The sequence below is a fragment of the Streptomyces sp. NPDC001070 genome (genome assembly GCF_053598835.1).
Map to the genome: position 1 here is coordinate 1 of NZ_JBSFLB010000038.1, position 18,239 is coordinate 18,239.

Sequence of the window (18,239 nt, forward strand, 5' to 3'; positions counted from 1 at the left end):
CTCCCCGGCCCATTCCCCCTGCATGCCTACAAGACTGGCCCCGACTCCACAGAGCCGGGGCCAGAACCCGAGATTTTCAGCAGTCTTCTAGGCGGCCTTCCTGCGGTCCGCCAGGATCACCAGGGCCAGTCCCGCGAGGATCACCAGGAGCGCCGGGTAGGCCGCCGCGGGCGGGTTCTGGCCCAGCCAGAGCGCCGCCACCAGCGCGGCCCCCGGCGTCTCCAGCAGGATCGCCGTGGACGTCGTCGAGGCCCCCAGCCCACGGACCACGCGGTTCAGCAGGCTGTGGCCGAGCAGCTGCGCGGCCACCGTCAGCGCGACGAGCTTCGCCCAGGTGCTCCCGTCGTAGCCGCCCAGCGCCGAACCCGAGACCAGGCAGACGACCAGCAGCACCACGGCCGTCGTGGAGTAGCAGACGTATGTGTACGCGGTCGTGCTGACGGTCCGTCGCACCTCCGCGCCGAGCAGGACGTACCCCGCCGCCGCGATGCCGCCGCCCAGCGCCAGCGCGTCCCCGGCCAGGGCGCGCGGCGACAGTGACAGGTCGACGCCGGTCAGGAGCACCACGCCGGCGACCGCCAGCGCAGAGCCGAGCCACACCAGCCGGGGCGGCCGGTGACCGCGCATCCGCAGGATCAGCGTGGTCCACACCGGTGTGGTCGTCCCCAGCGCCGTGGAGGACGCGACCGAGGTCATGTTCAGGCTCGGCAGCCACAGCCCGAAGTGCAGCGCCAGCACCGCGCCGGACGCGAGCGACAGCCACAGGGCCCGGCGGCCCATGCCCCGCAGTTCGTCGCGGTGCCTGAACCAGGCGAAGGGGCTCAGCACGCCGACCGCCATCGCGTTCCGCCAGAAGGCGATGGCCAGCGCGGGGGCGGCGGTGGCGGCGATCAGCGGTGCCGACAGGGAGACGCCCGCGATCGCGACCGCCAGCAGCACGAAGTCCAGCGGCGCCTTGACCTGCGGGGATGCCGCCCCTGACGCGTCGTCCGCCGGGGTGGCGGCGGGTGTTCTGCTGGCGGACGGCGCGGCGGACACGCGGTTTCTCCTCTGGGCACGGCAAGACGGCGACGTGCTTAGCGTAAGGCCCGTCCGGGCGCCGAGCCCCTGTCGTCTCAGCATGTGTGCGGTGACCTCGCTCCTCCCGGCGGTCGCGGGCCGCCGGCCGTACGGCGGAGGCCGTGCCGTGCCGCGCCGCGCCGCGCGAAGTGCCGGGCGCGAGGGGATGCCGCAGGCGCCCACACCATAGGGTGGGCGCATGACGGAAACCGTGACGCAGCCGCTGCTGGACAAGGCCCTGATCGAGGAGGCCGTGAAGAAGTCCGGCCTGCTGTGGGCCGACGGGCAGGCCCTGTGGCACGCGTGGGTCGACGGCGCCGTGGTGGTCGTCGGCGGCGGCCCCGGCGAGCAGCCGCTGCCGGGGCCGGGGCTCACCGACGGCGGCACCGCCACCGTGACCGTCCGCAGCAAGGACAAGGGCGGCCGGCTGGTCGCCTTCCCGGTCCGGGTCACGGAGCTCGTCCCGGAGGGCGAGGCGTGGACGACCGCCGTCGAGGAACTGAAGGGCAAGCGGCTCAACGCGCCGGACGCGGAGACGATGACCGGGCGCTGGGCCCGCGAGTGCCGTGTCCTGCGCCTGGAGCCCGCCGGCGCCCCCTTCGAACGTCCCGGCGCGATGCCGGACGGCAGCGGCGCCGCCGCGCCGGTGCCGACGGCCGCCGTCACCCGCCGCCCGATCCCGGCCGGCCTGCCCAAGCTGCTGCTCAAGCGCCGCAAGAGGGCCTGAGCCGCCGCGGCATCCCTACGGTGTGACCGCCTTGCCGTAGTCGACGACGTCCTCGTCGTCCGGCGCGCGCAGCGTGAAGTCCTTGCCCCAGTCGGCCATCGTCAGCGTGCCCGCGCCGCCCGCGCGCTCGTAGCGCAGGGGGTACGGCCTGCCCTCCAGGGACACGTCGAGCGTGCCGCCGCTGCCGCCGTCCGCGGTGACGGCGATCGTGCGGACGCCCTCGACCTTGCGGTGGTCGCCGACCGCGAGGCCGCCGTGGAGCACGAAGAGGCCCTCCAGCAGCACCTCCTTGTCGGTGAAGCCGCTGAACTGCTCGTACGCGGGATCCCCGGCGGGCACCTTGACGTACTTGTTCTTGAGCTTGGCGCCGACCTGGTCGCCGTAGAAGCCCGCGCCCGCCTTGAGGTAGAGGTCGTCGCCCACCCGCAGCAGTTCGAAGGTGCTGCCCTCGGCGGTGACCTCGCCGAGGCCGCCGTTGCCGCGCAGCCTCATGTCGAGCCGGTAGGTGCGGCCCTTGCTGACGACGGTGCCCGACAGCCTCACCGTGTCGGCGGTGTCCGCGGCCGCGCGGGCGCGCTTCTCGATGGTCTCGGCCGGCAGCTTGCCGACCCCGTTGGTCCCCGTGTCCGGATCGCCCGCGCACCCGGTCACTCCGGCGAGCGCGAGAACCGCGCCCAGAAGGCTCCCAAGGACGGCTGACCGGCGGCCGGGGATCACGTGTTCTCTTCCTCCTGCAGTTGTACGCACCCGTCACACGACCGGTACGGCGAAGCGGAGCCGAAGCTACCGCAGCGTACCGCTGCCCGGGTGAACCGCTGTGAACGCCGTGCGAAGCCCCCGTGGAGCATTACCGCGCGCCCGGCCCGGGACGGCGGCGTTAGCCTGGCGGCATGGCAGCCGGAACCTCGCGGGTCTTCGTCTCGCACCTGTCCGGGGTGCGGGTCTTCGATCCCAACGGCGACCAGGTCGGCCGGGTCCGGGACGTGGTCGTGATGCTGCGGGTCGGCGGCCGCCCGCCGCGAGTGCTCGGGCTGGTGGTGGAGGTGGTCAGCCGGCGCCGCATCTTCCTCCCGATCACGCGGGTGACGGGTGTGGAGTCCGGCCAGGTGATCACCACCGGTGTCGTCAACATGCAGCGCTTCGAGCAGCGCCCGACCGAGACCCTGGTCCTCGGCGAACTGCTGGACCGCCGGGTGACCCTGGTCGAGACCGGCGACGAGGTGACCGTGCTGGACGTGTCGATGGTGCGGCTGCCCGCGCGCCGCGACTGGGAGATCGACAAGGTCTTCGTCCGCCGCGGGAAGGGCGGCCCGCTGCGCCGCAGCGGGGAGACGCTGACCGTCGAGTGGTCGGTGGTCACCGGCTTCTCCCTGGACGAGCACGCGCAGGGCGCCGAGGCGCTGCTCGCCACCTTCGAGCAGCTGCGCCCCGCCGACCTGGCGAACGTCCTGCACCATCTGTCGCCCAAACGCCGTGCCGAGGTCGCCGCCGCCCTCGACGACGACCGGCTCGCCGACGTCCTGGAGGAGCTGCCGGACGACGACCAGGTGGAGATCCTCGGCAAGCTGAAGGAGGAGCGTGCCGCGGACGTGCTGGAGGCCATGGACCCGGACGACGCCGCGGACCTGCTGGCCGAGCTGCCCAAGGAGGAGCAGGAGCGGCTGCTGGCCCTGATGGAGCCGCACGAGGCGGCCGACATGCGGCGGCTGATGTCGTACGAGGAGCGCACCGCGGGCGGTCTGATGACCACCGAGCCGATCGTGCTGCGCCCCGACGCGACCGTGGCCGACGCCCTCGCCCGGGTCCGCAACCCGGACCTGTCCCCCGCGCTCGCCGCCCAGGTGTACGTCTGCCGGCCGCCGGACGAGACCCCGACCGGCAAGTACCTGGGCACGGTGCACTTCCAGCGGCTGCTGCGCGACCCGCCGTTCACCCTGGTCAGCTCGCTCCTCGACAGCGACCTGCAACCGCTGGCGCCGGACACCCCGCTGCCCGCGGTCACCAGCTTCCTCGCGACGTACAACATGGTGTCCGTGCCGGTCGTCGACGACAGCGGCTCGCTGCTGGGCGCCGTCACCGTCGACGACGTGCTGGACCACCTGCTGCCGGAGGACTGGCGCGAGACGGAGCTGCACGAGGCGGCGCAGTGAGCGACGAGCGTCCCCGCGTCCGCCTCGACCAGCCGCGGGTGCCGCGGATCAGCTTCCTGCCCTCCTACGACCCGGAGGCGTTCGGGCGGCTGTCGGAGAAGATCGCCCGCTTCCTGGGGACCGGGCGGTTCATCGTCTGGATGACGGTGGTGATCATCGCGTGGGTGGCGTGGAACGCGCTGGCGCCCCGCCACCTGCGCTGGGACTCCTACCCGTTCATCTTCCTCACCCTGATGCTGTCGCTGCAGGCCTCGTACGCCGCCCCGCTGATCCTGCTGGCGCAGAACCGGCAGGACGACCGGGACCGGGTCAACCTGGAGCAGGACCGCAAGGCGAACGAGCGCAGCATCGCCGACACCGAGTACCTGACCCGCGAGATCGCCGCGCTGCGCCTCGGGCTCGGCGAGGTCGCCACCCGTGACTGGATCCGCTCCGAACTGCACGAGCTGATGAAGGAGATCGACCAGCGCTCGCCCGTCGAGGCGGAGTGACCCTGCGTGTGAGCCCGCCCACCGCGGGTCCTCGGGCCACCGGCCGGGACGTACCATCGACGCATGGCTGACGACACTCTCCCAGGCTCCGTCTCACTCGACGCGGTGCGGGCCGCGCTCGCGACGGTGAACGACCCCGAGATCCACAAGCCGATCACCGACCTGGGCATGGTCAAGTCGGTCGACATCGCGGACGGCGGCGCGGTGCGGGTCGCGGTCTATCTGACGGTGTCGGGCTGCCCGATGCGGGACACCATCACGAGTTTGGTGACCACCGCCGTGTCGAAGGTCGCCGGGGTGACCGGGGTGACCGTCGAGCTGGACGTGATGAGCGACGAGCAGCGCCGCGAGCTGGCCACCTCGCTCCGCGGCGGGCAGGCGGAGCGGGAGATCCCGTTCGCCAAGCCCGGCTCGCTGACCCGGGTGTACGCGGTCGCCTCCGGCAAGGGCGGCGTCGGCAAGTCCTCGGTGACGGTGAACCTGGCCGCCGCGATGGCCGCCGACGGCCTGAAGGTCGGCGTGGTCGACGCCGACATCTACGGCCACAGCGTGCCGCGCATGCTGGGCGCGGACGGCCGTCCGACCCAGGTCGAGAACATGATCATGCCGCCCTCGGCCAACGGGGTGAAGGTCATCTCCATCGGCATGTTCACCCCGGGCAACGCCCCCGTGGTGTGGCGCGGCCCGATGCTCCACCGGGCCCTGCAGCAGTTCCTCGCCGACGTGTACTGGGGCGACCTGGACGTGCTCCTGCTCGACCTGCCGCCCGGCACCGGTGACATCGCGATCTCGGTCGCGCAGCTCGTCCCGAACGCCGAGATCCTCGTGGTGACCACGCCGCAGCAGGCCGCGGCCGAGGTCGCCGAGCGCGCGGGCACCATCGCCGTGCAGACCCACCAGAAGATCGTCGGTGTCATCGAGAACATGTCCGGGCTGCCCTGCCCGCACTGCGGCGAGATGGTCGACGTCTTCGGCACCGGCGGCGGCGAGCGGGTCGCCGAGGGCCTGACCCGCACCACCGGCGCCACCGTGCCGGTGCTCGGCCAGATCCCGATCGACGTACGGCTGCGCGAGGGCGGCGACGACGGGCGCCCGGTCGTCCTGACCGACCCGGAGTCCCCGGCGGGCTCCGCGCTGCGCGCCATCGCGGGCAAGCTCGGCGGGCGGCAGCGCGGCCTGGCCGGCCTCTCCCTGGGCATCACGCCGCGCAACAAGTTCTGATCCGGGGGCCGGCCGCGACCGGCTCCCCCGGAAAACGCCTCAGGGGCGCCCTCCGAGCCGGAGGGCGCCCCTGAGGCGTGTCACGGCCGGTACGCGGTGATGTCCTTCACCTGGGCCAGACCGAGGCCGTACGCGCTCATACCGCGCCCGAAGGCACCCAGGTGCACCCCGCGCGCGGAGCCGGCCATCACCCAGCCGTACTCCGACTCCCGGTAGTGGAAGGGCGTGGGAACGCCGTCCACCGGCAGGGTGAGCGTCGACCAGCCGGGCCCGTCCAGGTTGTCGGCGAGGTCCCAGGCGATGGCGGTCTGCTGGTCGAGCCAGTTCTGTCGCAGATGGCGCTCCATGTGGGTGGGCCAGGTGCACGACAGCAGTCCCGAGCCCGCCAGCCAGGCCGCCGAGGCGACCGAGGTGGCCTCCAGCACGCCGGTGCCGTCCGAGCTGCGCCGCACCGGGCGGTCGGCGACCGTGACGACCGCCACGAAGCGGCGGTTGTCGGGCGTGGGCTCGACCTTGACGGACGGTTCGTCGCCGTGACCGGTGGAGCCGTGCTCCACGGTGCCGTCGGCGCTCAGGCCGATGGGGGCGAGCCAGCGGTCGCCGGTGAATGCCTCGTCCAGCCCGTACCAGGGGAAGTCGGCCTTGAGATAGCCGTCGATCGTACGATCCGCCGGGTCAGCTGTGGTCTCCATACGCGCGGCGCCTCCTCCATAAGGGCAAACAAAGGGAGAATAGCCACTCGCGCTACCTGAACGGGGCAGGGCCCCGGATCAGGTGGCGTCGGAATCGAACGGCGGGGCCTCGCCCGGGGCCAGGCCGTCCCGCTTGCGCAGCCGGTCCGGGGTGCCCGAGGAACCGGAGGAGCCCGAGCCGCCGCTGCCGGCGGCGCTGTCGCGGCCGTGCACGGCGTCGGTGACCGCGGACATCTCCTCCTTGAAGTCGAATCCGTTGCGGATCTCCTTCAGGCCCAGCTCGTCCTTGTCCAGCAGCTGCTTCCGGACGAAGTTCTTGGGGTGCAGGTCCTCGAATTCGAAGTCCTTGAACTCGGGACCCAGCTCGTTGCGGATGTCGGCCTTGGCGCTGTCCGAGAACTCCCGCACCTTGCGGACGAACTGCATGACGTCCTTGATGACCTTGGGCAGTTTGTCCGGCCCGAACACGAGCACGGCAAGGATCACGAGCGCGACGACCTCCAGCGCGCCTATGTCTGAAAACACCGTGCAGCTCCTCGTGGTCCTCGACCGGCGGACGGAATCCGGCGGATCTCACCGTACCTGCCCCAACCGCGTACACGGGAGTGGCCCGGGTCAACAGTAGGTCGTGCCCCGGTAAATCCCGAATTCGCCGCCCGGCCCCGTCGCGCCTTCCCCGCCGGGCCGGGCGCCCCCGTCAGGTCCCGGTGGCGGAGCCGAGGGTCAGCTGCACGGCGCGCTCCTTGCCGTCCCGCTTCACGGTCAGCTGCAGCGTGTCGCCGGGGCGGTGGGCGCGGATCCGCACGATCAGTTCCTCGCCGCTGTGCACCCGCTTGCCGTCGATGGCGGTGATCACGTCGCCCGGCTCGATGCCCGCCTTGGCGCCCGGGCCGTCGGGGGTCACCGAGTCCCCGTCGCCCTCGCCTTCGGGGCTGACCTGGGCGCCGTCGCCCGAGTACTGCAGGTTGATGCTGACGCCGATCACCGGGTGGGTGGCCTTGCCGTCGTTGATCAGCTGTTCGGCCACCCGTTTGGCCTGGTTGACCGGGATGGCGAAGCCGAGGCCGATGCTGCCGCCCTGGCTGCTGTTGCCGAACGGGTCGGAGCCGCTGTCCGCCGAGCGGATGGCGCTGTTGATGCCGATGACCAGGCCCTTTGCGTCGACCAGCGGACCGCCGGAGTTGCCGGGGTTGATGGGGGCGTCGGTCTGGATGGCGTCCACGTAGCTGACGTCGCTGCTGTTGGTCTCCCCGCCGGCGGTGATCGGGCGCTGTGTGGCGCTGATGATGCCGGAGGTGACGGTGCCCTCGAGCCCGTACGGGGCGCCGATGGCGACCACGGGGTCGCCGACCTGGGCGGCGTCGGAGTCGCCGAGGGTCAGCGGGTGGAGTCCCTTGACGCCGCTGACCTTGATGACCGCCAGGTCGTAGCCGGTGTCCCGGCCGACGATCGTGGCGGGTTTCACCTGGCCGCCGTTGAAGGTCACCGAGATCGTGCCGTTCTTGGCGACGCTCTCCACCACGTGGTTGTTGGTGAGGATGTGGCCCTCGGCGTCCAGCACGAAGCCGGTGCCGGTGCCCTCGCCGTCGTCGCCCTTGACGTGGATGTAGACGACACCGGGCAGCACGTTGGCGGCGATGCCCGCGATGCTTCCCGGAGCGCGGGTGCCGGCCTCCGCGGTGGCCTGCGGCAGGGTCACGTCCTGCGCACCGCCGCTGTCGTGGACGTAGGCGCCGAGCGCGCCGCCGATGCCGCCGGCGATCAGCGTGACCGCGATCAGCGCGGCCGCCAGCGGGCCGCGCCGGCTACGCCCGGGTGGGGCGGGCTGCTGCGGGTCCCCGGTGCCGCCGGGAGCCGCCCAGGGGTCATGGCGGTGCCACTGGCCGATGGACAGCGGCGGGGCGGGCGTGGGCGGGGCTGTGGGCGGCGGCGCGGGCTGGTGCGGCGGCACGGCTCCCGCGGGGTGCTGCACCGGCGGCGCGGGCGCCCACGGGCCGGGCTCGCCGTACGGCGGGGTGTCGTACGGGTCGGAGGCGTGCCGCGGCTCCGCTCCGGCGGTGGGCTCGGTGGGCCCGGCGGGTGCGGAGTCGGTGACCGTGTCCGGGGCGGGCCGGTCCTGCGGCTCGGGCGGTACCGGCGCGACCGTCTCCGGCCGGCTCCACCATTTCGGCCCTTCGGCCTTCCCCTCGTCCACACTGCTCCCCTACGACGACCTGTCCTCCCTGGATTGAACCAGGAGTCGGCGCCGCCCGCAGCCGCCCGCTCAGCGGGTCACGGGGAAGTGTCCGAGCAGCGGGACGACCGAGTCGAACGGGACAGGCACGGTCGAGGAGCCCGTGGAACCCCCCGCGGAGCCGGGAGAGACGGACGGGCTTGCGGTCGTCGAGGGGGCGACGGCAGGCGCGAGGGTGACGCCCGGGACCACCGATGCGGCCGAGCCGGTGACCGACCGGTCGCCCGACAGTCCCAGGGGCCGGGTGACGGCGCCGCCGGGGGCCTCGCGCTCGTCGGCCGCGCCGATGCCGTAGGGGTGCATGCCGCGGGAGACCGGGTGCAGGAGGTCGCTGGTCGCCGTGGACCACACATCGGCCGCCGCGCGGGCGGAGTCGGCGGTCACCGGAGTCGTCGCGGCACCGGTGCCTCCGCCGCTGCGGGAGAGCGGGGAGCCGCCGGCCCCGTCGACCGCCGCCTCCAGGGGCAGGGCGCCACCGAGCGCGATGGCCGCCATGGAGACCGCGCCGGCCGCGGCGAACGCGAAGCGGCGCCGGCCGCGGACCGCGGAGCCGGACGGGGCCGGGCCGACGGGCGCGACCGCGGCGCCGGAGCGGCCGGTCTCGTGGATCCGGAAGCCGCGGGAAGCGGAGGCGGACAGGGGCTGCGAGAACTCCTCGCGCGCCTTCCCGAACAGGCCGCCGCCGAGGCGCTCACCGCCGAGGCTGGCCGTCTCGATCACTCCGCCCCCGTCGAAGGGTCCTCCCCCGCCGGCTCCGTCACCCCCGGGCAACTCCTGGAGACGGGCGAGCAGACCCGCGGAGAGGGCGGGCGGCGCCGAGGCGGCGACCACGTCCTTCATCCGGCGCTGCTCGTCGGCCGCGGCCTTGCAGCCGGGGCAGGTCGCGAGGTGCGCGAGCACCCGGTCACGGGCGTCGTCGTGGAGCTCGCCGTCGACGAAGGCGGCGAGATGGTCACCCAAGTGCTGATCGGCACACGTGAGGTGCCGGCTTACGGCGCCGCTCACGTGCTCCCGCCCTCCAGGGCCGGAAGGCCGGTGGCCAGAACCGGCGCGCGGCCCGGACGGGCGGCCGGCGCACGGTGCTCCAGTGCCTTGCGCAGGTGCGAACGGCCGCGGTGGATGCGGCTGCGCACCGTCCCCAGCTTCACGCCGAGCGTCGCGGCGATCTCCTCGTAGGACAGGCCCTCGATGTCACAGAGCACGACGGCCGCGCGGAACTCCGGGGCGAGGGTGTCCAGCGCCTGCTGGATGTCCGCGTCGAAGTGGGTGTCGGCGAAGTGCTGCGCCGGGGACGGCTCGCGGCTGGGCAGCCGCTCGGCGGCGTCGTCGCCCAGGGCGTCGAAGCGGATGCGCTGACGGCGGCGGACCATGTCGAGGAAGAGGTTGGTGGTGATGCGGTGCAGCCAGCCCTCGAAGGTGCCGGGGGTGTACGTCGACAGCGAGCGGAAAACCCGGACGAAGACCTCCTGCGTCAGGTCCTCGGCGTCGTGCTGGTTGCCGGTGAGGCGGTACGCGAGGCGGTAGACCCGGGCACTGTGGGTACTGACGATCTCCTCCCAGGACGGGGGAGTCCACGCCTGGCCGTCCCCGTCGGTGGCGAAGGTCGCGTTGGCGGCCACAGTCGCGGACTCGTCGGTGCGCGGACGGTCGTCAGCTGTATCGGTCACGGATTTCGGCTCGCCGGCCGACCTGCGAAAGCGCGACAGCACTCCCCGGTGACCAGCCGCAGCCGCACCTCCCCTGTCGGCTCTGGTGGTGTCCAGTAGAGCCCCCACCATATCCACCTCGCCCGTTAGCTCCGGATAAGTGCCGAGCTCATCGCTCCCGGCCCCTGTCGTTCACGTCTGTCGCAGGTACCAACGAGCGGTCCCATCTGCGGGTTCCCGACCGCAACGGATACAGTCGCCAGGCGGGCTGCAACCATCACGCGGACAGGAGAGGGCAATTACCGGCAACCGGCAGGCGAGCTGGGCGTTCGCGGACGCTTTCGTCGCCGAGGACGACGCGCTGATACGGGCCCGCGGACGAGCTCGTGAGGCAGGCGTGCGCCCCGTCTCCCCCGGCACCGGCGCGACGCTGCGGCTGCTGGCCGCCGCCACCGACGCCAAGGCGGTGGTGGAGATCGGCACCGGCACCGGCGTCTCCGGGATCCACCTGCTGCACGGCATGCGCCCCGACGGCGTGCTGACCACCGTCGACACCGAGCCGGACCGCCAGCAGCTGGCCCGCACCGCCTACCGGGAGGCGGGGTTCGCGGGCAACCGCGCCCGCTTCATCCCCGGCCGGGCGCTCGACGTCCTCCCCCGGCTCGCGGACGGCGGCTACGACCTGGTGTTCTGCGACGGGGACCGGCTGGAGTACCCGGACTATCTGGGCGAATCGTTGCGCCTGCTGCGTCCCGGTGGGCTCGTCTGCTTCGAGGGGGCCTTCGCCCAGGGCCGGTCCATGGACGCCGCCCACTCCGAGCCGGAGGTCATCCGGCTGCGTGAACTGATGCGGACCGTACGGGACAACGCGGCACTCGCCCCGGTCCTGCTGCCGACCGACGACGGCCTGCTCTGCGCGGTACGGCGCGGCTGACAATTCCGCCGCCCGGAATGCACCCGTTTCCGGCCGGAGGCGGAAAGAACAAACAAGTGGGCCCCCGGCGGATGCCGCCGGGGGCCCAAGGCTTGGATTGGCCGGTTGTCAGGCGATGGCCTTCTTCAAAGCCTCGCCGAGTGCATCCGCCTCGTCCGGAGTCAGCTCGACGACAAGCCGTCCGCCGCCCTCGAGCGGAACGCGCATGATGATGCTCCGCCCCTCCTTGGTCACCTCGAGCGGGCCATCACCCGTCCGCGGCTTCATGGCCGCCATGCTCGTTCCCCTTCCTGAAACCAGCTCTTCGCAACCGGTGGCCCAGGCGCCACCGGACTCGAACACATTGGTTCTCAGCCATTATCCCGCATCGGGTGACCCGATGACCAACATCGGTTCCCATCCGTTCGAGAACCCGGTCCCGCAAAACCGTCCATTTCGGTGATCGCACTCTCGGCCGTGTTTGACGGAGGTCACATGTCCGCACCTGGCGATCTCCGGCATGCTGGCCCCGAACGGGAGCCGCGACGAAGGGGATCACATGGCCGACACCGTGCTGTACGAGGTGAGCGACGGGCTCGCCACCATCACCTTGAACCGCCCCGAAGCGATGAATTCGCTGAATGTCGACACCAAGGTCGCCCTGCGCGACGCCCTGCAGACGGCGGGCGCCGATCCGGCCGTGCGGGCCGTGCTGCTGACCGCGAGCGGCAAGGCCTTCTGCGTCGGGCAGGACCTCAAGGAGCACGTCGCGTTCATCGCCGAGGCCGGCGGCGGCCCGGGGGTCCCCCCGGCGAAGCCAGGGGGCGCGATGTCCACGGTGCGCGAGCACTACAACCCGATCGTCACCGCGATCGCCACCATGCCCAAGCCGGTCGTCGCCGGGGTCAACGGCGTCGCGGCGGGGGCCGGCGCGGGCTTCGCCTTCGCCTGCGACTACCGCGTGGTCGCCGACACCGCCAGCTTCAACACGTCCTTCGTGGGTGTCGCCCTCACCGCGGACTCCGGGGCCTCCTGGACACTGCCCCGGCTCGTCGGCCGCAGCCGCGCCGCCGATCTGCTGCTCTTCCCGCGCACGATCAGCGCGCAGGAGGCGCACGAGCTGGGCATCGCCAACCGCCTGGTCCCGGCCGCCGAGCTGGCCGACCAGGCCCGGGCCGTGGCCCGGCGGCTCGCGGAGGGCCCGACGGTCGCCTACGCGGCGGTCAAGGCGTCCATGGCGTACGGCGAGGAGCACTCGCTGATCGACACCCTGGCCAAGGAGGACGAGCTGCAGACGCTCGCCGGCGGTTCCGAGGACCACCGGATCGCCGTCGACGCCTTCCTGAAGAAGCAGAAGCCCCGCTTCCTCGGCCGGTGAGCCACAGCGGTCAGCGCCGGGCGCAGCAGTCCGCCAGGTGGTCGTTCACCAGACCGCAGGCCTGCATCAGCGCGTAGGCCGTGGTGGGGCCGACGAAACGGAATCCGCGCTTCTTGAGGTCCTTGGCGAGCGCGATGGACTCCGCCGTGACGGCCGGTACGTCCGCGACGGTGCGGGGTTCCGGGCGTCCGGCGGGGTCCGGCGCGTACGACCAGACGAGGGCGTCCAGGCCGCCCTCGTACCCCTCGCGCAGGGCCAGGGTGGCGTGCGCGTTGGCGATGGACGCGTCGATCTTGGCGCGGTTGCGGATGATGCCGGGGTCGGCGAGCAGCCGCTCGCGGTCCTCGTCGGTGAAGGCCGCGACCGCTTCCGGCGAGAAGCCCGCGAAGGCCTTCCGGAAGCCCTCGCGGCGGCGCAGGATCGTGATCCACGACAGGCCCGACTGGAAGGCCTCCAGGCACAGCCGCTCGAAGAGGGCGGCCTCGCCGTGCACCGGGCGCCCCCACTCGGTGTCGTGGTACTCGACGTAGTCGTCGGTGGACAGCCCCCACGGGCAGCGGGCCAGGCCGTCCGGCCCGGTCAGCACGCCGCCGTCGCTCACAGCCCGCTCCCGGGGGCGCGCGGGTCCTCGGGGGCCCGCTCCGCGTCCTGCTCGGCGTCCTTGATCAGCGAGTGGCCGCCGAGCCGGGTGGCGTGGGCGCCGGCCAGCGCGGCCTCCAGGTCGGCGATGTGGGCGTCGCGCTGGGCCAGCTCCGCGCCGAGGCGCTCCAGCACGTCGTCGACGTCCACCATGCGGTAGCCGCGCACGGTCACCGGCAGGCGCAGCCGCTCGACGTCCGCGCGGCCCACCGGCCGCTCCGGCGGCAGCCGGTCGTCCACCCGGTCCGGCTCCACGTCACGGAGCACCCCGCCGTCGCCGAGCACCGCGAGGGCGACCGCGGCCACCACCGCGACCAGCGCGATGAGCATGAACCAGAACAAGACCTCTCCCGGGGTCGGCCCGACGTGTACGCCACGATCGTGCCATGTCGCGCCGTGCGCGCGGTGTGCGGTCGACGACTATCTTCGATCGGCGTACGACATTTCGAGGGAGGCAGGCGCGACATGCTGCGGCTGGGTACACGGGAATTCGGCGAGCACGAGCCCGTGATCATGGCGATCGTGAACCGGACGCCGGACTCGTTCTACGACCAGGGCGCCACGTTCACGGACGCACCGGCCCTCGAACGCGTCGAGCGCGCGGTCGCGGAGGGCGCCGCGATCATCGACGTCGGCGGGGTGAAGGCCGGCCCCGGTGAGGAGGTCTCGGCGCAGGAGGAGATCCGCAGGACCGTCGGATTCGTCGCCGAGGTGCGGCGGCGCCACCCGGATGTCGTCATCAGCGTCGACACCTGGCGCCACGAGGTCGGCGAGGCGGTCTGCGAGGCCGGCGCGGACCTGCTCAACGACGCCTGGGGCGGCGTCGACCCCCGGCTCGCCGAGGTCGCCGCGAGGCACGGAGTGGGCCTGGTGTGCACCCACGCGGGCGGCGCGCAGCCTCGCACCCGGCCGCACCGGGTGGGCTACGAGGACGTGATGGCCGACATCCTGAAGGTGACGGTGGGCCTCGCCGAGCGGGCGGCCGCGCTGGGGGTGCGGCGGGACGCCATCCTCATCGACCCCGGTCACGACTTCGGGAAGAACACCCGGCACTCGCTGGAGGCGACGCGGCGGCTGCCGGAGATGACGGCGACGGGCTGGCCGGTGCTGGTGTCGCTGTCCAACAAGGACTTCGTGGGCGAGACGCTGGACCGCCCGGTCAAGGAGCGGCTGATCGGCACCCTGGCGACGACCGCCGTCTCCGCGTGGCTCGGCGCGCAGGTCTACCGGGTGCACGAGGTGGCCGAGACCCGGCAGGTGCTGGAGATGGTCGCCTCGATCGCGGGGCACCGGCCCCCGGCGGTGGCCCGGCGGGGGCTGGCGTAGCCGCGGCGCGGCGGTCCCTCAGTCGCCGCTCTCCTTCGTCACCAGGGCGACCGCCTCGTCGACGTCGTCGGTGACGTGCAGGAGTTCCAGGTCCACCGGGGAGGCCTTCCCGCCGTCCACGACGGTGTCGCGGACCCAGTCGACCAGGCCCCGCCAGTAGGCGGAACCGAACAGGACGATCGGGAACTGCGTGACCTTGCGGGTCTGGACGAGCGTGAGGGCCTCGAAGAGCTCGTCGAGCGTGCCGAAGCCGCCCGGCAGGACGATGAAGCCCGAGGCGTACTTCACGAACATCGTCTTGCGGACGAAGAAGTAGCGGAAGTTCACGCCGATGTCGACGTAGGGGTTGAGCCCCTGCTCGAAGGGGAGCTCGATGCCCAGGCCCACGGAGACGCCGCCGGCCTCGCAGGCGCCGCGGTTGGCCGCCTCCATCGCGCCGGGGCCGCCGCCGGTGATGACGGCGAAGCCCGCCTCGGCCAGGGCGCGGCCGATACGGACGCCGGTCTCGTAATCGGCCGATCCCTCGGAGGTGCGGGCGGAGCCGAAGACGCTGACCGCCCGGCCGAGTTCGGCGAGCGCGCCGAAGCCCTCGACGAACTCCGACTGGATGCGCATCACGCGCCAGGGGTCGCCGTGGACCCAGTCCGAGGGACCGCGGGTGTCCAGCAGCCGCTGGTCGGTGGTGGACTTCTGCACCTGGCCCCGGCGCCGCACGACGGGACCGGTGTGGCGCTCGGGCCAGCCGCGCCCCATGGGGGTGCCTTCCGCCGCGGCCGTCTCGGCGGCGGACGCCTCCTCCGCGTCACTGTCCATGTCGCGCTCCTTTCGCTGCCGTCCGGTCAGGGTACGACCGCGTCCACCGGGCGGATCAAGAACGCGCCGCTTAATTGCTCGTTACGACAGCCAGGCGCGCAGCTTCTCCTCCGCCTCCAGGACGGCGGCGGCGGCGACGTGCTCCTCGCGGGTGTGGGCGAGCCTGGGGTCGCCGGGGCCGTAGTTGACCGCGGGGACGCCGAGCGCGGAGAACAGGGCCACGTCGGTCCAGGCGTCCTTGGGCGCGGGCTCGGTGCCGATGGCCTCGACGAAGGCGGCCGCGGCCGGGTGGGACAGGCCCGGCAGGGCGCCGGGGGCGCTGTCGGTCAGGCGCACCTCGAAGCCCTCGAAGACCTCGCGGACGTGGGCGAACGCCTCGGCCTCGGAACGGTCGGGGGCGAAGCGGAAGTTGACGATCACCGCACAGGAGTCGGGGATCACGTTGCCGGCGTGGCCGCCCTCGATCATGACGGCGTTGAGGCCCTCGCGGTAGGTGAGGCCGTCGATGACCGCCTGCCGCGGCTCGTACGCGGCGAGCCGGGCCAGGGCCGGCACGGCCTTGTGGATGGCGTTGTCGCCGAGCCAGCTGCGCGCGGAGTGGGCGCGGCGCCCGGTGGTCTCGACGCGGACCCGCAGGGTGCCCTGGCAGCCGCCCTCGACCTTGGCGTCGGTGGGCTCCAGCAGGACGGCGAAGTCGCCCGCGAGCCACTCCGGGTGGTTCCGGGAGAGGCGCTTGAGGCCGTTGTGCTCCGCGGCGATCTCCTCGGCGTCGTAGAAGACGAAGGTCAGGTCGCGGTTGGGGGCCGGAAGTGTGGCGGCGAGCCGCAGCTGGACGGCGACGCCGGACTTCATGTCGGAGGTGCCGCAGCCCCACAGGATGCCGTCGGCGTCCAGGCGGGAGGGCACGTTCTCGGCGATCGGCACCGTGTCCAGGTGCCCGGCGAGCACGACCCGCTCGGACCGGCCGAGCCGGGTGCGGGCGACGACGGCGTCCCCGTCGCGGTCCACCGTGAGGTGCGGGAGGGCGCGCAGGGCGCTCTCCACCGCGTCCGCCAGGGGCTTCTCGGCGAGGCTGACGGAAGGGATGTCGACGAGCTGCGCCGTCACGGCGGCGGCGTCCTGGCTGAGATCGAGCACGGGCCGTTCCATGCGCCGACCCTACCGGCGGACGGGCCGGGACTCGGCAGCGGAAGCCTTCGGTACGGTGTGCCCGTGCCGAAGCCACCGTCGACGTCGACGCCCGACGAACGCGCCCCCGTGAAGCGGGGGCGCGCCGCCCGTTTGGCCACCGCAGGCCTGGTGCTGCTGGGCGTGGCGGGCTACGCGGCCTACCACCTGGCCGGCGTCGGCGGCGGTCCGCGCCGCTCGGGCTGCACGGTGACCACCGAGGCCGGCAGCCTGACGCTGGAGCCGCAGCAGGCGGCGAACGCCTCCACGATCGCCGCCGTGGCGACCTCGCGCGGGCTGCCGGAGCGGGCGGTGACGATAGCACTGGCCACGTCGATGCAGGAGTCGGCGCTGCGCAATCTGGATCACGGCGACCGCGACTCGGTCGGCCTGTTCCAGCAGCGCCCCTCGCAGGGCTGGGGAACGGCCGCGCAGATCATGGACCCGGTGTACGCCTCGAACGAATTCTTCGACGGCCTGGTGAAGATCCCGGGCTATTCGCGGCTCCCGCTCACCGTCGCCGCGCAGAAAGTGCAGAAGAGCGGCTTTCCGCTGGCGTACGCCAAGCACGAGGCGGACGCGACGCTGCTGGCCGCCGCGTTGACCGGCCGGCACGCCGGGGCGCTCACGTGCACCACGGTGGCGGCCGCCGGGACGGTCTCCGGGGGCGATCCGGCGAAGGTTCGGGCACGGCTGGTGCGGGAGTTCGGGGCCGATGTGGCGCCGCGCACCGCCGAGACGCCCGCGGACCCGGGCGGCGGGGCCGGGAAGAACGCCAAGAACCGTTCCGGGAGCACGGGTTCGGCGCGGCGCACGGTGGCCGTGCCGTCCGCCCCGGCGGGCGACGAGGCGCGCGGCGACGGGCGCCGGCGGGGCTGGGAGCTGGCGCAGTGGGCGGTGGCGCACGCACACGAGCTGAAGGTGGAGAAGGTGTCCTTCGGAAACCGCGAGTGGTCCGCGGAGACCTCCGACCGGGGCTGGACGGCGGCGAATTCCACCGCTCCGGGCGCCGCGGCGGGCGATGTCAGGATCACCGTCGCGCAATAGTGCGGGTATTCACCCCCAGGCGGGTGATTGATACGCCAAACCCATCAGATGCGAATCCCCTCGTTCGGGGTGCGGAAAAGGCTTCTGATCAAGGGCTGTGACGTTTCGGCGACGCTTAGGACTCCGCCCGAATTGCTCCGCTTTACTGCCCCGGGAATCCGGCTGCATTGCCAACTCTTTACTCTTGGCGGCCGCAACCTTCGGGGCCCCTCACGCGGTAGTCACGACGTCCGCCCCGCGGACATGTCACGTCGAAACTGTCGTCTCTCCGTAAAAGGAGCACCATGTCTCTCCCCCTCACGCGTCGGATCGCCCGGGCCGCCCTGCTGGTCGGCGCGGCCGCGGCTCCTCTCATCGGTGCCGGTGCCGCGTCCGCCGCCGAGCTGCCGCAGGTCGGCGACCTGGGTGGGCTGACCAACGTGGACAAGGCCCCCGACCTCACCGGCGCCGTGTCCGGCGTGGCCAAGCAGTCCGGTGCCGTGAAGACCGTCCAGGACGCGGTGCCCGCCACGACCGGCACGGTGACCGGCGTCGCCAAGAGCGCCCAGCCGACCGTCAGGAACGCCGCGACGCAGGCCGCGCGGACCGTCGGCGGCACCGCCATGGACCTCGGGAGGCACGCCAGGGCGGCCGACACCTCCGGCCTGCCTCTCCAGGGGCTTCCGGGCGGAGTCCCCTCCACCGGCCGGCCGCCCCTCAAGGACCTTCCGATCGGCGGCTGACCCCCACAGCCCCAC

21 protein-coding genes are annotated in these 18,239 nt (G+C 72.9%); 9 read left to right on the forward strand and 12 right to left on the reverse strand.

The window, feature by feature from the left end; all coding sequences use genetic code 11:
- Positions 1 to 87: 87 nt before the first annotated feature.
- Complete coding sequence (locus tag ACWDAS_RS34605) at positions 88 to 1,038, reverse strand: DMT family transporter (RefSeq protein ID WP_450398772.1); 951 nt, start codon at positions 1,036 to 1,038, stop codon at positions 88 to 90.
- 220 nt (positions 1,039 to 1,258) lie between these two features.
- On the opposite strand from ACWDAS_RS34605, the gene ACWDAS_RS34610 reads away from it, so the two are divergent.
- Positions 1,259 to 1,786: a hypothetical protein gene (locus ACWDAS_RS34610; RefSeq protein ID WP_450398774.1), complete on the forward strand. Its 528-nt coding sequence runs from the start codon at positions 1,259 to 1,261 to the stop codon at positions 1,784 to 1,786.
- Between the two features lie 15 nt (positions 1,787 to 1,801).
- On the opposite strand, the gene ACWDAS_RS34615 is transcribed toward ACWDAS_RS34610, so the two are convergent.
- Positions 1,802 to 2,503, reverse strand: a complete 702-nt coding sequence (locus ACWDAS_RS34615) for a hypothetical protein (RefSeq protein WP_450398776.1) — start codon at positions 2,501 to 2,503, stop codon at positions 1,802 to 1,804.
- Positions 2,504 to 2,676: 173 nt separating this feature from the next.
- Here ACWDAS_RS34615 and ACWDAS_RS34620 point away from each other — a divergent pair, with 173 nt between their 5' ends.
- From ACWDAS_RS34620 to ACWDAS_RS34630, 3 genes are all read left to right on the forward strand, one after another.
- Positions 2,677 to 3,936, forward strand: a complete 1,260-nt coding sequence (locus ACWDAS_RS34620) for a magnesium transporter MgtE N-terminal domain-containing protein (protein ID WP_450398778.1) — start codon at positions 2,677 to 2,679, stop codon at positions 3,934 to 3,936.
- Positions 3,900 to 4,427, forward strand: a complete 528-nt coding sequence (locus ACWDAS_RS34625; RefSeq protein WP_450398872.1) for a DUF1003 domain-containing protein — start codon at positions 3,900 to 3,902, stop codon at positions 4,425 to 4,427. The genes ACWDAS_RS34620 and ACWDAS_RS34625 overlap by 37 nt, the downstream gene beginning before the upstream one ends.
- Before the next feature lie 63 nt (positions 4,428 to 4,490).
- Entirely contained in the window at positions 4,491 to 5,648 is a 1,158-nt protein-coding gene (locus ACWDAS_RS34630; RefSeq protein WP_450398780.1) for an Mrp/NBP35 family ATP-binding protein, read from the forward strand.
- An 80-nt stretch (positions 5,649 to 5,728) separates the two neighbouring features.
- On the opposite strand, the gene ACWDAS_RS34635 is transcribed toward ACWDAS_RS34630, so the two are convergent.
- From ACWDAS_RS34635 to sigE, 5 genes are all read right to left on the reverse strand, one after another.
- Complete coding sequence (locus tag ACWDAS_RS34635) at positions 5,729 to 6,340, reverse strand: hypothetical protein (protein ID WP_450398782.1); 612 nt, start codon at positions 6,338 to 6,340, stop codon at positions 5,729 to 5,731.
- Positions 6,341 to 6,418: 78 nt separating this feature from the next.
- On the reverse strand, positions 6,419 to 6,865 hold the full coding sequence (locus ACWDAS_RS34640; RefSeq protein WP_450398784.1) for a sec-independent translocase: 447 nt from the start codon (positions 6,863 to 6,865) through the stop codon (positions 6,419 to 6,421).
- A gap of 172 nt (positions 6,866 to 7,037) precedes the next feature.
- Positions 7,038 to 8,534 (reverse strand): trypsin-like peptidase domain-containing protein, encoded by a 1,497-nt coding sequence (locus ACWDAS_RS34645; RefSeq protein WP_450398785.1) that lies wholly within the window; start codon positions 8,532 to 8,534, stop codon positions 7,038 to 7,040.
- Positions 8,535 to 8,603: 69 nt separating this feature from the next.
- The gene (locus tag ACWDAS_RS34650) at positions 8,604 to 9,533 is read right to left on the reverse strand and encodes a zf-HC2 domain-containing protein (protein ID WP_450398787.1); all 930 of its coding nucleotides are present in this window, start codon (positions 9,531 to 9,533) and stop codon (positions 8,604 to 8,606) included.
- A 41-nt stretch (positions 9,534 to 9,574) separates the two neighbouring features.
- Positions 9,575 to 10,351, reverse strand: a complete 777-nt coding sequence (gene sigE, locus ACWDAS_RS34655; RefSeq protein ID WP_450398789.1) for an RNA polymerase sigma factor SigE — start codon at positions 10,349 to 10,351, stop codon at positions 9,575 to 9,577.
- A 136-nt stretch (positions 10,352 to 10,487) separates the two neighbouring features.
- On the opposite strand from sigE, the gene ACWDAS_RS34660 reads away from it, so the two are divergent.
- On the forward strand, positions 10,488 to 11,153 hold the full coding sequence (locus ACWDAS_RS34660; RefSeq protein WP_450398874.1) for an O-methyltransferase: 666 nt from the start codon (positions 10,488 to 10,490) through the stop codon (positions 11,151 to 11,153).
- A 108-nt stretch (positions 11,154 to 11,261) separates the two neighbouring features.
- Here the strand turns inward: ACWDAS_RS34660 and ACWDAS_RS34665 are convergent, their stop codons facing one another.
- Positions 11,262 to 11,429: a DUF3117 domain-containing protein gene (locus tag ACWDAS_RS34665; RefSeq protein ID WP_018561471.1), complete on the reverse strand. Its 168-nt coding sequence runs from the start codon at positions 11,427 to 11,429 to the stop codon at positions 11,262 to 11,264.
- Between the two features lie 262 nt (positions 11,430 to 11,691).
- Here ACWDAS_RS34665 and chcB point away from each other — a divergent pair, with 262 nt between their 5' ends.
- Positions 11,692 to 12,510, forward strand: coding sequence for a 2-cyclohexenylcarbonyl CoA isomerase (gene chcB / locus ACWDAS_RS34670; RefSeq protein WP_450398791.1), 819 nt, complete (start codon positions 11,692 to 11,694; stop codon positions 12,508 to 12,510).
- Between the two features lie 10 nt (positions 12,511 to 12,520).
- Here chcB and ACWDAS_RS34675 read toward each other — a convergent pair whose 3' ends face one another.
- Complete coding sequence (locus ACWDAS_RS34675) at positions 12,521 to 13,111, reverse strand: DNA-3-methyladenine glycosylase I (RefSeq protein ID WP_450398793.1); 591 nt, start codon at positions 13,109 to 13,111, stop codon at positions 12,521 to 12,523.
- Complete coding sequence (locus ACWDAS_RS34680; RefSeq protein ID WP_450398794.1) at positions 13,108 to 13,491, reverse strand: cell division protein DivIVA; 384 nt, start codon at positions 13,489 to 13,491, stop codon at positions 13,108 to 13,110. Before ACWDAS_RS34680 ends, ACWDAS_RS34675 begins: the two co-directional genes overlap by 4 nt.
- A gap of 123 nt (positions 13,492 to 13,614) precedes the next feature.
- On the opposite strand from ACWDAS_RS34680, the gene folP reads away from it, so the two are divergent.
- On the forward strand, positions 13,615 to 14,475 hold the full coding sequence (gene folP, locus ACWDAS_RS34685) for a dihydropteroate synthase (RefSeq protein WP_450398796.1): 861 nt from the start codon (positions 13,615 to 13,617) through the stop codon (positions 14,473 to 14,475).
- A gap of 18 nt (positions 14,476 to 14,493) precedes the next feature.
- Here folP and ACWDAS_RS34690 read toward each other — a convergent pair whose 3' ends face one another.
- A complete protein-coding gene (locus tag ACWDAS_RS34690; protein WP_450398875.1) occupies positions 14,494 to 15,228 on the reverse strand; it encodes an LOG family protein in 735 nt (244 codons plus the stop codon).
- Positions 15,229 to 15,369: 141 nt separating this feature from the next.
- Positions 15,370 to 16,437, reverse strand: coding sequence for a succinyl-diaminopimelate desuccinylase (gene dapE / locus ACWDAS_RS34695; RefSeq protein WP_450398797.1), 1,068 nt, complete (start codon positions 16,435 to 16,437; stop codon positions 15,370 to 15,372).
- Between the two features lie 63 nt (positions 16,438 to 16,500).
- Between dapE and ACWDAS_RS34700 the strand changes: the two genes are divergently transcribed.
- Together ACWDAS_RS34700 and ACWDAS_RS34705 are read left to right on the forward strand one after the other, a co-directional pair.
- Complete coding sequence (locus ACWDAS_RS34700) at positions 16,501 to 17,502, forward strand: heavy metal transporter (RefSeq protein ID WP_450398799.1); 1,002 nt, start codon at positions 16,501 to 16,503, stop codon at positions 17,500 to 17,502.
- 284 nt (positions 17,503 to 17,786) lie between these two features.
- Positions 17,787 to 18,224, forward strand: coding sequence for an ATP-binding protein (locus ACWDAS_RS34705; protein ID WP_450398801.1), 438 nt, complete (start codon positions 17,787 to 17,789; stop codon positions 18,222 to 18,224).
- The last annotated feature ends 15 nt before the right edge of the window (positions 18,225 to 18,239 follow it).